The sequence below is a fragment of the Methylobacterium sp. 1973 genome (genome assembly GCF_040545035.1).
GTDB classification, from domain to species: domain Bacteria; phylum Pseudomonadota; class Alphaproteobacteria; order Rhizobiales; family Beijerinckiaceae; genus Methylobacterium; species Methylobacterium fujisawaense.
In genome coordinates this window covers 120,244-133,040 of sequence record NZ_JBEPLA010000013.1, presented here as the reverse complement: position 1 = coordinate 133,040, position 12,797 = coordinate 120,244, and the positions used below count along the sequence as shown (strand labels likewise).

The following is a 12,797-nucleotide window of genomic DNA, read 5'->3' as shown; positions in this document are numbered from 1 at the left end:
TGTCGGGCTCCAGCCCGGGACGGTTCACCGGTGCCGTCTGCCGGGTCCGGGCACGGCCGTGCGGGATCTGCTCCGCCCGACGACGTCCCGCAGCCGACCGCTCTCTTCCCCCATCCCGGCGTCGCGGGGATCGATCCGTGCTGACTCTGTTCTCAACCGTCGGTCTTCCACCGCAGGACAGCGTCCGACGGTGGCGGGAGATCATCTCCGCCCCCCCTCATGACGGTCGAGCTTCGGACGCTCCGAGCAGAGCCCTTTGCGGCCAAGCGGGAACGCGCGGAGGTCGGTTCCCTCGTCGTGGTCGACCGTCAGCCGCTGGTGGTGATGACGGAGACGGACAGTCGCCGGATCCTGGATGTGCCGCGCGACCGTCTGGAGCGCGGTTCGGACCGGCCCGGCTCTACACGGCCCTGACCGTCGGCACCGATCGCGCATCCGAAAGCCTGGCAATGAGCGTCTTCAGCGAGCTGATCCGTATCCGCGACTGGCTCGGGGCAGCCGCAGCCGCGCGCATGACGGAGATCGGCATCGACTTGATCATCGCCGGTCTCTCGGAGCGGCTGGCCCGGGAGGTGCCCCAGCCCGTCAACGGCAGCGTCGTGGTCCAGCGCGCCGAGGCCCATCTGGAAGCCGCCGCCCGGCGGCTGGCCGATCCGGCCTGCGCGCACCTGTCGATCGGCCTGCTCGCCTGCGGCTGCGGCTTCGCCGGCCAAGCCCACTTCGCCCGCCGCTTCAGGGAGCGCCCACGGGCAGCGCCCCGCGCGTATCGGCAGGCGGCCCTGGTGGGCGTCCCGTAGCCCGTCGGCCCGGGACGCCCGATGCGGCCGGATCAGGCCGCCCTGTCGCTCCGGCGCAGGCTCGCCGGCATGGCGAAGAGCGCGAGCCCGGCGGCGACGAGGCAGAGCACCCCGATGCCGTACAGGGCCGGCGTCGTCGAGCCGGTCAGATCCTTCACCCAGCCGACCATCACCGGGCTGACGATGCCGCCGAACTGGCCCAGCGTGTTGATCAGCGCGATCCCGCCCGCCGCGCCGACGCCGGTGACGAGCTTGGCCGGCAGCGTCCAGAAGGTCGGGATCGAGGCGACGATGCCGGCGCCCAGCAGGGCCAGGGCGAACATCAGCGGCACGATGTGCTTGTCGAACAGGCCGGCGCCGAAGAAGCCGAGCGCCGCCGTGATGGCGAGGCCCGCGACGAATTTCGGCCGCTCGCCAGAGGCGTCGGAGAGACGCCCGATCACGACCATGCTGATCGCGCCGCAGACGTAGGGTATCGCCGTGAGGAAGCCCACCGAGGCCGCCTGGCCGCCGCTCGCGGTCTTGATCAGGTCCGGCCCCCAGAAGTTGAGGCCATACGAGCCGATCTGGAGCAGGAAGTAGATCAGCGCGATCATCAGGAAGCCCGGCTGCCGGATCGCCCCGAGGAGCGAATGGTCGCCGATCTCGCGGTTGTGGTGGGCGATGCGGCTGGACAGGAGCGCCTTCTCGGGCTCCGAGAGCCAGCGGGCGTCGGCGATCCGGTCGTCGAGGCGCGTCAGCACGAGCAGGCCGAGGACGAGGCAGGGCAGGCCGCCCGCCAAGAACAGCCATTGCCAGCCGGCGAGGCCGCCGACGCCGTTGAGACCACCGAGGATGAGGCCCGCCACCGGCGCGCCGAAGATGCCCGAGAAGGCCGAGGCCACGAACATGAAGCTGGTGATCCGCCCGCGATGCGAGGCCGGGAACCACAGGGTGAGGTAGTAGAGGATGCCCGGCGCGAAACCCGCCTCCATGGCGCCGATCACGAAGCGCAGGGCGTAGAAGTGCCACTCGCTGCGGATGAAGATCATCAGCGCGGTGGCGATGCCCCAGGAGATCATGATCCGGGCGATCCAGCGGCGCGCCCCGACCCGGTACAGCATCAGGTTCGAGGGCACCTCGAAGATCACGTAGCCGACGACGAACATGCTCGCGCCGAGCCCATAGGCGACGTTGCTGAAGCCGAGGTCGCTCTGGAGCTGGAACTTGGCGAAGCTGATGTTGATGCGGTCGAAGAACGCGAACATGTAGCAGATCATGATCAGCGGCATGAGCCGCCACGCGACCTTGCGGACGACGCTCGTCTCCGTCACCGCACCGGCCTCGACGGCGGCCGGCGAACCCGACAGGGCTGCGGTCATGGTTTCCTCCGTGTTGTTGTTTTCGGACACGTGGTGGGGGGCGCCGCCTTCGGACGGGCGGCTTGCCCCGGGTGAGCTCAGAGCCTGTTCGACTGGGCGCCTCCAACCCGCGCCCTCATCCTGAGGTGCGGCGAAGCCGTCTCGAAGGAGCCCTCCAGTCCGAAGCGCGATGCCTGGGGACCTCCTTCGAGGCCTCCGCTGTGCTCCGGCACCTCAGGATGAGGGCGCGACCAGGATCTCCCTCGCGTGGCGCGGGATCGCGGCCGCAGGGTCAACGCACTCTCAAGCGGCCTTGGCTGGCGCCGGGTGGAGATCGCAGGGGCGTCCGGCCTTGGCGACCTGGCCGGGCACGTCGTGGCCGACGAGGCGAGGCAGATCCCGCGACAGGCCGATCAGCGCCGGAAGGTCGAGGCCCGTCGGCACGCCCATCTCGTGGGCCATGCTGACGAGGTCCTCGGTGCAGATGTTGCCGGTGGCGCCGGGCGCGAACGGGCAGCCGCCGAGGCCCCCGAGCGCCGCGTCGAAGCGGCGGGCGCCCGCGTCGTAGGCGGCCAGCACGTTGGCGAGGCCGAGGCCGCGGGTGTTGTGGAAATGGAGCGTCAGGCGCCCGGGGCCGACCAGCGGCAGGACCCGCGCGACGAGGCGGCCCACCTGCCGGGGATTGGCCATGCCGGTGGTGTCGGCCAGCGTCACCCCGTCGATGCCGAGGGACAGGTAGCGCTCCACTTGCGCGACGACCTTGTCGACCGGCTGGTCGCCCTCGAACGGGCAGCCGAAGGCGGTCGCCACCGTGGCGTTGGTGCTGACCGGGGCGCCGCGCACCGAATCCATGATCCGGGCGAAGCCGGCGATCGAGTCGGCCGGGCTCATGCCCATGTTGGCGCGGTTGTGGGTCTCGCTCACGGAGGCGACGAGGTTGATCTCGTCGACCTTGGCGGCGAGCGCCCGCTCGGCGCCCTTCGGGTTCGGCACCAGGGCGACGTAAACGGTCCCGGGCCGGCGCCGAATCCCGGAAAAGACCTCGGCTGCGTCGGCGAGCGCCGGCACGGCCTTCGGCGAGACGAAGGAGGAGACCTCGATCCGGCTGAAGCCGGCCGCCGCCAGGGCGTCGATCAGGCGGATCTTCTCCGCCGTCGGCACGAAGACCGGCTCGATCTGGAAGCCGTCGCGGGTGGCGACCTCCTGGACGATCAGCGTGTCGCCGCTCATGCCACGGCTCCCTTCTCGCGCAGCGCGGCGATGCGCGCCGGGTCGAGACCGAGCTCGGCGAGCACGGAATCGGTGTGGGCGCCCAGCGCCGGCCCCTGCCATCGGACCTCGCCGGGCGTGTCGGAGAGCTTCGGCACGATGCCGGGCATCTTCACCGCGGTCCCGCCGGGCAGTTCCGCCTGCAGGATCATGTCGCGCGCCTGGTAGTGCGGATCGGCCACGATGTCGGCCACCGAGTAGATCCGGCCGGCCGGCACGTCGGCGGCGTCGAGGACGGCGAGCGCCTCCTCGACGGTCTTGGTCTTCGACCAGTCGGCGATGGTGCCGTCGAGCATCGCGGATTGCTGCGAGCGGCCCTCGTTGTTGCGGAGCGCCGGGTCGTCGGCGAGGTCGGGCCGGCCGATTGCCGTCATCAGGCGGCGGAAGATCGGGTCGCTGTTGCCGGCGATGACCACGTAGCCGCCGTCCCGCGTCGGATAGGTGTTCGACGGGGTGATGCCCGGCAGGGCGCCGCCGGTGCGGGTGCGGACCTCGCCCAGCAGGTCGTATTCGGGAACGAGGCTCTCCATCACGTTGAACACGCTCTCGACGAGCGAGACGTCGATGACCTGGCCCGCGCCCTGTCCGGTCTTGACCCGCAGCAGGGCCATCAGCGCGCCGATGACGCCGTGGAGCGAGGCCAGGGTGTCGCCGATGCTGACGCCGACCCGCGCCGGCGGAGCCTCCGGGCTACCGGTGGTGAAGCGGATGCCGCCCATCGACTCGCCGATGGCGCCGAAGCCGGGCCGGTCGCGGTAGGGCCCGGTCTGGCCGTAGCCCGAGATGCGGACCATCACGAGGTTGGGGTTGAGCGCCGAGAGCACGTCCCAGCCCAGCCCGAGCTTCTCCAGACCGCCGGGCCGAAAGTTCTCGACCACGACATCGGCGCTCTTGGCGAGCTGCTTGACGATGTCGAGACCGTCCGGAGACTTCAGATTGACCGCGATCGACTTCTTGTTGCGCGACTGCAGGTACCACCAGAGCGAGGTGCCCTCGTGCATCTTGCGCCACTTCCGGAGGGGATCGCCCTCACCCGGGGGTTCGACCTTGATGACCTCCGCGCCGAATTCGGCCATCAGCCGCGTGGCGAAGGGCGCGGCGATCAGCTGACCAAGCTCGAGAACGCGGATACCGCTGAGCGGACCGGACACGGCTTTCCTCCATCTTTGGTTGCCTGGAAAATACGGCCGTTCCCGCCGCGAAGTCCAAACGCCATGCATCATCGTGCGTTCGCGAGCGGAGAACGCAACCTCAGCGCCCGGCGGCCCGGAGATGGTCCAAGAGGAGCGCCGCCGCCGGGGATACCGGCCCGGGCCGGACCACGAGGCGCAGCGTGCGCGCCGCCCAGGGATCGGTGAGCGGCACCGCGGCGAGCCGCATCGGCGGTCCGAGCAGGGCGTAGACATGTTCCGGGACGGTCCCGAGGCCCAGGCCGACCTGCGCCATCCGGCAGATGGCGTCGAAGCTCGGGACGTGCATGCGCAGACGCAGGGGCCGGCCGAGGCGCCGGGCCTCGTCGCGCAGGGCGGCGTAGATCGAACTCTCCGCGTGCAGCCCGACATGGTCGTAGTCGAGGGTATCGGCCAGGGCGACGGCGCCGCGGCGGCTCAACGGATGCCCGGCGGGCATCACCAGGACGAGGCGGTCGCTCCGGTACGGGTAGGCGGTGAGGCTGCGGGTGTCGGTGTTGTCGGCACAGAGGCCGAGATCGGCGAGTCCCTCCTCGACGCCGGCCACGACGCCGCCGCTCGGGCGCTCCTCGAGGTCGACCCGGATCCCGGCCTGCTCCGCCAGGAAGGCCTGCAGGTCCTCGGGCAGGAATTCCACGATGGCCGAGAGGTTGGCGAGCACCCGCACGAAGCCGCGCACGCCCCGGGCGTGCTCGGCGAGTTCCAGGGCGATCTGCTCGGCGCTCGCCAGCATCCGGCGGGTGTGGTGCAGCAGGGTCTCGCCCGCCGGCGTGAGCCGCATGCCGCGCGGCTCGCGGGTGAGCAGGGTGCAGCCCAGCGCGTGCTCCAGCTCGGCGAGGCGCTTGCTCACCGCCGAGGGCGCGATCGCCGCCCGGCGGGCCGCGCCGTTCAGGGTCCCCTCCGCGCAGATGGCCGCGAACAGCCGGAGGGTCTTCAGGTCGAGGCGGCTGAGGGTTGCGGCCGCGGGCAGGTCGGCGGACATCCGGTGACGGCTCGGTCAGGCGTGCCGTCAGTCGCGGGATCCGACCGGCTGGCCGTAGGTGCCGAGACCGGCCTTGGCCCCCTCCCGGTTGACGAGGCCGAGCCGCAGCACCGCCTGTTCCAGGTAGTCGATCGCGTCGACGAGATGGGCGCGCGCCTCGGCGATGCTCTCCTCGCCCTCCTCGACCGGCGTCTCGGCAAGCTTCACCGCGGCGATCAGGACCCGGTCGCGTTCGTCCTCGATCCGCGGGTCGCGGGCGAGGTGACCGCGGACCCGGGCGTCGAACGCCTCGATGATCGACCAGGGCAGCGCGTCCTTGCCGGAGGGCGCCCGGTACGCCAGGGCGTGGCGCCGCGCGGCGGCGCTGGCGGCCCGGACGTGATCGGCGAGTGCTGCATCCATTCCCGGTCTCCGCGGCGCCGCGCCGATGGGTCCACCCGATGATCGACCCAATGATCGACCCAATGATCGACCCGAGGGTCCGAACGTGCGCCGACCCGGTCCGTTGCCGACGCCCTTACCGGGCAACACCACAATCCTTCAAGGCCGAGGACGCGGGGACCTTACCTTGGCGGTTCCGGCGCTTATCTCTCGTGTTCGTGATCAAGCGGCCGAGTCTCGGCCGGCAGATGGGGGACGATATGGGAACGACGCTGACGGCCGGTGCGGGGCGCCGGACATCGCCTGCGGCGCGCCTTTTCGGCGTGCTCTCGGTGATCCTGGTGGCCGCGGGCCTCTGCGGCTGCGGGGCGGTCAACCGGGTGCCGACGCTGCAGGAGCAGGCCAAATCCGCCTGGAGCGAGGTGCAGAACCAGTACCAGCGCCGGGCCGACCTGATCCCCAACCTCGTCGAGACCGTGAAGGGCTACGCCCAGCAGGAGAAGGACGTGCTGATCGGGGTCACCGAGGCCCGCGCCAAGGCCTCCAGCGTGAAGGTCGACGCCTCCACGGTCAGCGATCCGCAGAAGTTCAAGGAGTATCAGGACGCCCAGAACCAGCTCTCTGGGGCGCTCGGCCGCCTGCTGGTGACAGTGGAGAAGTATCCCGACCTCAAGTCGAACCAGAACTTCCTCGCCCTGCAATCCCAGCTCGAGGGCACGGAGAACCGCATCGCGGTGGCACGGCGCGACTACATCACCGCCGTCCAGGCCTACAACACCGAGGTGCGCACGATCCCGGGCCGCTGGATCGCAGCGATCCTGTATCCCGACGCCAAGCCGATGGAGACCTTCACGGCGACGCCGAACGCCGACCGGCCGCCGAACGTGAAGTTCTAGGGTGCGGCACAGGGGGCGGACCATGGGGCGGACCATGCCCGTCCGGGCGCGCCTCGCCCTGTCGCTCGCCGTCCTGGCAGCCTGCCTGACGGTCTACGCGATCGGGGCGTGGGCGGCCGAGCTGGCCTTCCCGGCGCTGACCGGCCGCGTGGTCGACGCGGCCGGCATCCTCACCCCGGAGCAGCGCGGCACGCTCGACTCCAAGCTGAAGGCGCACGAGGACAAGACCTCGGACCAAGTGGTCGTTGCAACGGTTCCGAACCTGCAGGGCACCACCGTCGAGGATTACGCCAACCGCCTGTTCCGGGACTGGAAGCTCGGGCAGGCCGAGACCAACAACGGCGTCCTGCTGCTCGTGGCGCCGAGCGAGCGGAAGGTCCGGATCGAGGTCGGCTACGGCCTGGAGGGGGCGCTGACCGACGCCCTGTCCAAGGTCATCATCGCCAGCGCCATCACCCCGCGCTTCAAGACCGGCGATTATTTCGGCGGCCTCAATGCCGGCGTCGACGGCATCCTGTCGATCCTGTCGGGCGACGCGCAGGAATGGCAACGCAAGCCGCAGGTGCGGGCCGACGAGGTCGATCCTGCCCAGGTCGCGGTCTTCATCGCCCTGTTCCTAATCGTGCTCTTCGTCGCTTGGCGCATGAGCCGGAGCGGAAGGATGGGGCGGGGCGGCGGCCTCGTCATCCTGCCGGGCCCCGGCTCGGGCGGATGGGGCGGCGGCTTCTCGGACAGCGGATCGTCGGGGGGCTTCGACGGTGGTTTTTCCGGCGGCGGCGGCTCGTCGGGCGGCGGAGGAGCCTCCGGTGACTGGTAGACGCGCGGATGTTCTGACGCCGGAGGCGCGGGCGCGACTCGCCCGCGCGGTGGCCCGGGCGGAAGCCGGGACATCCGGCGAGATCGTCGTGATGGTCAGCCGGCGCGCCGGCGCCTATCGCTCCGTGATCCTGCTCGCGACCCTGGCGGCGGCGCTGCTCCTGCCCTGGCCGCTGATCGCCCTGACGGCCTGGAGCGCCGCGTCGATCCTGCTGGCGCAGGCGGCCCTCGTAGCCGCGATCCTCGTCGCAAGCCAGAACGAGCGGCTGCGCATGGCCCTCGTGCCGCGCCAGCTGCGACGGGCCCGCGCCCGGGAGGCCGCCCGCCGGGCCTTCTGGTTCCGGGGCCTGAGCCTGACGCGCCGCCGCACCGGCGTACTGCTCTACCTGTCGCTCGCCGAGCGGCACGCGGAGATCGTCACCGATCTCGGCGTCCTCCGGGAGATCCCGCCCACCGCCTGGGACGGGATCCTCGCCGAGCTGGTCCCGGCCCTCGGTCGCGGCGCCGTCGAGGATGGCCTGACGGCGGCGGTCGAGCGTGTCGGCGCCTGCCTGGCGGAACATCTCCCCGCGGAGCCGGGCGACCCGGACGAGTTGCCGAACCGGGTGGTCGTGGTCGACTGACGGCTTTCCGGTCCGCCGAGGATGGCCGCCACGGCCGGTGCGCCCCTGCCTTGGACAGGCCGCGCGCGCCTCGTGGCATCCGACATTCGGGTCTTGCGCGGTTGTTTGGCCGGGTGCGATGGTGCGGTGCCGCACGAAGCATCCTCCGGTTGTGTAACTGCGCAGGCCCGGCTGCGATTCCCCCTGTGAGTCCGGCGCGTCGGGGGCCACGGGGCCGCTGCGCATGAAGGCGCCGGCACCCTGATCCGAAGCGCCGCCGGCTCGACCGGCTGCGCTCGAAGAGGCCGTGATGAAGATCCTGATCGCCGCGACGCCGCTCACCGGCCACGTGAACCCGCTCCTCGCCATCGGGCGGACGGCGGCCGCCCGGGGGGACGACGTCCTCGTTCTCACCGACCCGGCCTTCCGGCCGAAGGTGGAGGCGGCGGGTCTGCGGTTCACGCCGTACGCGGACCATGATGCGGCCGCGTACCGCGAGACCGAACTGCCCGCCGGCCCGGAGCGCTACCGCCGGGAATTCGAGCGCCGCTTCGTGGATCCCATGCCGGTCCAGGCCGCCGCCCTGCGGGCGCTGATCGCCGCCGAGGCCCCCGACGTGATCCTGGCCGGCAGCATGTTCCTCGGGGTGCTGCCGCTGCTCCTCGATACCGCGCCGCGGCCGCCCATCGTGACCGTCAACGTCAGCTTCCTGTTCCTCGACCGGCCCGACCACGCGCCCGTGGGCCTCGGCCTGCCCCCGGCCCGCGACCGGGACGACCTGGTCCGCTATGCCAGCCTCAAGGCCGGCATGGACGCGGCCTTCGTCAACCCGGTGCGGGCCTATACCGACGCGACGCTCGCGCGGCTCGGCCTGCCGCCGCTGCCGGCCTCGCTGCCGCATTCCATCGTGATCCTGCCGGACCTGTTCCTGCAGCCGACCGTGCCGGGCTTCGAGTACGATTACGGCACCCTGCCCTCCGGCCTCCGCTTCATCGGCCTGCTCCAGCCGCCGACGCCGCCCGCGCCGCTTCCGGACTGGTGGCCCGAGCTGGAACAGGCGAACGCGGCGGGCCGGCCCGTCGTGCTGGTCACCCAGGGAACGCTGGCCAACGCGGATTTCGGCGAGCTGGTCGAGCCGACCCTCGCGGCCCTGGCCGACCGGGACGATCTGCTGGTCCTGGCCACCACCGGCGGCCGTCCCGTGGACGCGCTGACGGGTCCGGTCCCGGCCAATGCCCGGGTGTCGTGCTTCCTGCCGTTCCGGGACTTGCTGCCGCGGGTGAGCGTGCTCGTCACCAACGGCGGCTATGGGAGCGTCTCGCAGGCCCTCGCCGCCGGCGTGCCGATCGTGTCGGCCGGCCTGACCGAGGACAAGGCCGAGGTGAACGCGCGCATCGGCTGGTCCGGCGTCGGGATCAACCTCGGGACCAACGCACCGAGCCCGGAGGCCATCGGCGCCGCGGTGGGGCGCGTGCTCGACGAGCCCGGCTTCCGGACGCGCGCCGGGGCGCTGCGGGACGCCTTCGCGGCCCGGGACGCCATGGCCTCCATCCTGACGGCGGTGGACGACCTCGCACGGTCAGGTGCCGGCGGCGCAGGCCGTCTCGCGAGGTCGGCATGAAGCCGGCCGCCGGCGCCGGGGCGCTCCGGGTCGTCGTCGACCTCAACCGCTGCCAGGGCTACGCCCAGTGCTGCTACGCCGCACCGGAGGCCTTCGCCATCCGCGGCCATGAGATACTGTTCTACGATCCTGCGCCGCCGGCCGACCGGCGCGGCGCCGTCGAGCGGGCCGTCGAGGCCTGCCCGGTCCGCGCCATCAGCCTCCAGGCCGGCCCGGATGACGGAGACGCCCCGTGACCCCCGAACCCGCCGGCATCGTCGTGGTCGGGGCATCCCTCGCCGGCCTGCGCGGCGCCGAGGCGCTGCGGCGGGGCGGCTATGACGGCCCGCTCACCCTGGTCGGCGCCGAGCCGCACCGCCCCTACGACCGCCCGCCCCTGTCGAAGCACGTGCTCGCCGGGGAACTCGCCGCCGACGCCACCCGGCTGCCGGAACTGACCGACCTCCACGCCCGCTGGCGCCTCGGAAGCCCGGCCATTTCCCTCGATCGGGCGGCCCGCACCCTTCGGCTCGCCGACGGGTCGGTCCTGGCCTACGAGGCCCTCCTCATCGCCACCGGCGCCGAGGCCCGGCCCTGGCCGGCCGAGACCGGCGGCGGGCTCGCCGGTCTCTTCACCCTGCGCGGGCGCGACGATGCCGCGGCTCTCCGGGAGGCCCTGGTTTCCCGCCCGCGCCAGGTGCTCATCGTGGGCGGCGGCTTGATCGGCTGCGAGGCGGCGTCGTGCCTGCGCGATCTCGGCCTGCCCGTGACCCTCGTGGATCCGAATCCGGCGCCCCTGGCTCGAGGCCTGGGAAGCTTCGTCGGCGGGGTGATCGCGTCGTGCCTGCGCGACGCCGGCGCGGCGTTCCGGCCCAACACGATGGTGCGCGCCTTCGAGGGCGATGCGGCGGGGCATGTGGCACGGGCCCGACTGGCCGACGGCAGCACGATCGAGACCAACCTCGTCATCGCGGCCCTGGGGGCGACCCGGGCGACAGGCTGGTTGCGGGGCGCGGGCCTGAAGGCGGATGCCGGCGGGGTGACCTGCGACGCGGCCTGCCGGGTCCTCGACGCCGACGGGGCGCCCTGCCCGGACATCTACGCCGCCGGCGACGTCGCCCGGTGGCCGATCCCGCTCTACGGCGATCGCCTGATCGCGGTGGAGCACTGGGGCAACGCCGTCGAGCAGGCGGCCCACGCCGCGCGCAACATGCTGGCCCGCCCCGGCGACCAGCGCCCCTACGCGCACCTGCCGGCCTTCTGGTCGAGCCAGTTCGGGATCAACATCAAGGTGATCGGGCTTCCCGAGGGTGCCGATTCCGTCGCGGTGGTGCAGGGGTCTCGGTCCTCCCGGCGCTTTCTCGCCGTGTACGGCCGGGCCGGGCGCAGCATCGCGGCCGTCTCGTTCGATCAGGCCCGCTGGCTGCCCGCCTACGCGGAGGCGATCACGGCCGGCGCCGCCTTCCCGCCGATCATCGACGCCACCGACCAGCCGCGCGTTCAGACCGCCGCCCCGGGCTTCCCGTCTCCGCGCCAAGCCGCCCCGGCGCGCCCATCCACCGAGACCGTCGATGTCTGACGACGCATTGTTCGCCGCCGTGATGGATCCGGCAAACCGGGCCGATCCGTACCCGCTCTATGCCCGGTTGCGGCAGCGGCCGGTCTCCCGCCAGCGCGACGGCAGCTACGTCGTCTCCACGCACGCGGCGATCCGCGGATTGCTGTTCGATCCGCGGCTCAGTTCCGAGGATCTGCCGCCGCCCCGGCGTCCGCGCACCGGCAACCCGCTCAAGGACCTGATCCTCAATCCGATCAAGAACCGCATCAGCGCCACGCACCGACCGTTCATCTTCCGCGACCCGCCGGACCATGACCGGCTGCGCAGCCTCGTCATGCGGGAATTCTCGATCGCGCGCGTGCAGGCCCTGCGGCCAAGGATCGCCCGCGAGGTGGACGCCCTGATCGATACATGTCGGGGACGCCGGGAGGTCTGCCTCGTCAGCGATCTCTCCTATCCCCTGCCGGTGACGGTGATCTGCGAATTGCTCGGCGTTCCGCGCGAGGACGAGCCGCGGTTCCAGGCCTGGGCGACGCAGCTCGCCACCGCGGTGGAGCCGGACGCGCGCCACGACGACGCGACCCGCCGCAAGATCGTCGGGGCCTTCGACGAGATCGCAGCCTATATGCGCGACCTCATCCGCGAGAAGCGGCGGCGCCCGACCGACGACATGCTGAGCGGTCTGGCCGCGCCGGGTCCGGACGGCCGCAAGCAGCTGAGCGATTTCGATCTCCTGTCGACGGCGGTCCTTCTGCTGGTGGCAGGCCACGAAACCACCGTGAACCTCATCACCAACGCCATGCTGACCCTGCTCCGGCATCCCGAGCAGCTGGAGCGGCTCCGCGCCGATCCCGAACGTGCCCCCCGCCTGATCGAGGAGGTTCTGCGCTACGAACCGCCGGTGCATTTCCGGACCCGCAAGGCCCTCGGCGCGATCACGGTGGCCGGCGAGACGATCCCGAAGGGCGCGCCCGTCATCCTGCTCTTCGCCGCCGCGAACCGCGATCCGGCCCGGTTCGACGCCCCCGACCGCTTCGATCCGGACCGGTCCGATATCGAGCATTTCGGCTTCGGCGGCGGCCTGCATTATTGCGTCGGCGCGCCTCTGGCGCGGATCGAGGCCGAGATCGCCCTGGTGGCGCTGAGCCGCCGCCTGATCGCCCCGCGTCTGCCGCAGGATCCGCCCCCCTATCGCCCGGGCGCGTCCCTGCGCGGTCCGGAGCAGCTCCCCATCGGCATCGACGGGATCGCCTGAGGCAGGCAGACCTGGCACCGTCTCGAACCGTAAAAGGGTGGTGAACACCGCTGTTTCACGTGAAACATTTGTAAACTTCTCGTCCTGAGCCGGTCCAGCAGCCCCGCCCAG

13 protein-coding genes are annotated in these 12,797 nt (G+C 71.9%); 8 read left to right on the top strand and 5 right to left on the bottom strand.

Annotated features, from left to right (window positions below; all coding sequences use genetic code 11):
- Window positions 1-449: 449 nt before the first annotated feature.
- The gene (locus ABIC70_RS22530) at window positions 450-797 is read left to right on the top strand and encodes a helix-turn-helix domain-containing protein (RefSeq protein WP_274926741.1); all 348 of its coding nucleotides are present in this window, start codon (window positions 450-452) and stop codon (window positions 795-797) included.
- Window positions 798-829: 32 nt separating this feature from the next.
- Here the strand turns inward: ABIC70_RS22530 and ABIC70_RS22525 are convergent, their stop codons facing one another.
- The 5 genes from ABIC70_RS22525 to ABIC70_RS22505 form a co-directional block, all read right to left on the bottom strand.
- On the bottom strand, window positions 830-2,158 hold the full coding sequence (locus ABIC70_RS22525) for an MFS transporter (RefSeq protein WP_354441212.1): 1,329 nt from the start codon (window positions 2,156-2,158) through the stop codon (window positions 830-832).
- Between the two features lie 282 nt (window positions 2,159-2,440).
- Window positions 2,441-3,367: a hydroxymethylglutaryl-CoA lyase gene (locus ABIC70_RS22520; RefSeq protein WP_043352552.1), complete on the bottom strand. Its 927-nt coding sequence runs from the start codon at window positions 3,365-3,367 to the stop codon at window positions 2,441-2,443.
- Window positions 3,364-4,557: a CaiB/BaiF CoA transferase family protein gene (locus ABIC70_RS22515; protein WP_043352553.1), complete on the bottom strand. Its 1,194-nt coding sequence runs from the start codon at window positions 4,555-4,557 to the stop codon at window positions 3,364-3,366. The genes ABIC70_RS22520 and ABIC70_RS22515 overlap by 4 nt, the downstream gene beginning before the upstream one ends.
- A 100-nt stretch (window positions 4,558-4,657) precedes the next feature.
- Window positions 4,658-5,578 (bottom strand): LysR substrate-binding domain-containing protein, encoded by a 921-nt coding sequence (locus tag ABIC70_RS22510; protein WP_354441209.1) that lies wholly within the window; start codon window positions 5,576-5,578, stop codon window positions 4,658-4,660.
- A 27-nt stretch (window positions 5,579-5,605) separates the two neighbouring features.
- On the bottom strand, window positions 5,606-5,980 hold the full coding sequence (locus ABIC70_RS22505) for a hypothetical protein (RefSeq protein WP_043385305.1): 375 nt from the start codon (window positions 5,978-5,980) through the stop codon (window positions 5,606-5,608).
- 239 nt (window positions 5,981-6,219) lie between these two features.
- Between ABIC70_RS22505 and ABIC70_RS22500 the strand changes: the two genes are divergently transcribed.
- The 7 genes from ABIC70_RS22500 to ABIC70_RS22470 all read left to right on the top strand — a co-directional run bounded on the left by ABIC70_RS22500 (window position 6,220) and on the right by ABIC70_RS22470 (window position 12,686).
- Window positions 6,220-6,855 carry a LemA family protein gene (locus ABIC70_RS22500; RefSeq protein WP_354441207.1) on the top strand — a complete coding sequence of 212 codons (636 nt, stop codon included), beginning with the start codon at window positions 6,220-6,222 and terminating at the stop codon, window positions 6,853-6,855.
- A gap of 22 nt (window positions 6,856-6,877) precedes the next feature.
- Complete coding sequence (locus ABIC70_RS22495) at window positions 6,878-7,672, top strand: TPM domain-containing protein (protein WP_354441205.1); 795 nt, start codon at window positions 6,878-6,880, stop codon at window positions 7,670-7,672.
- A complete protein-coding gene (locus ABIC70_RS22490) occupies window positions 7,662-8,294 on the top strand; it encodes a TPM domain-containing protein (protein WP_354441203.1) in 633 nt (210 codons plus the stop codon). Before ABIC70_RS22495 ends, ABIC70_RS22490 begins: the two co-directional genes overlap by 11 nt.
- Window positions 8,295-8,583: 289 nt before the next feature.
- Entirely contained in the window at window positions 8,584-9,894 is a 1,311-nt protein-coding gene (locus tag ABIC70_RS22485; RefSeq protein WP_354441201.1) for a glycosyltransferase, read from the top strand.
- Window positions 9,891-10,130 (top strand): ferredoxin, encoded by a 240-nt coding sequence (locus ABIC70_RS22480; RefSeq protein WP_043385300.1) that lies wholly within the window; start codon window positions 9,891-9,893, stop codon window positions 10,128-10,130. Before ABIC70_RS22485 ends, ABIC70_RS22480 begins: the two co-directional genes overlap by 4 nt.
- Window positions 10,127-11,452: an NAD(P)/FAD-dependent oxidoreductase gene (locus ABIC70_RS22475; protein WP_354441199.1), complete on the top strand. Its 1,326-nt coding sequence runs from the start codon at window positions 10,127-10,129 to the stop codon at window positions 11,450-11,452. The genes ABIC70_RS22480 and ABIC70_RS22475 overlap by 4 nt, the downstream gene beginning before the upstream one ends.
- On the top strand, window positions 11,445-12,686 hold the full coding sequence (locus ABIC70_RS22470) for a cytochrome P450 (protein WP_043352561.1): 1,242 nt from the start codon (window positions 11,445-11,447) through the stop codon (window positions 12,684-12,686). Before ABIC70_RS22475 ends, ABIC70_RS22470 begins: the two co-directional genes overlap by 8 nt.
- The last annotated feature ends 111 nt before the right edge of the window (window positions 12,687-12,797 follow it).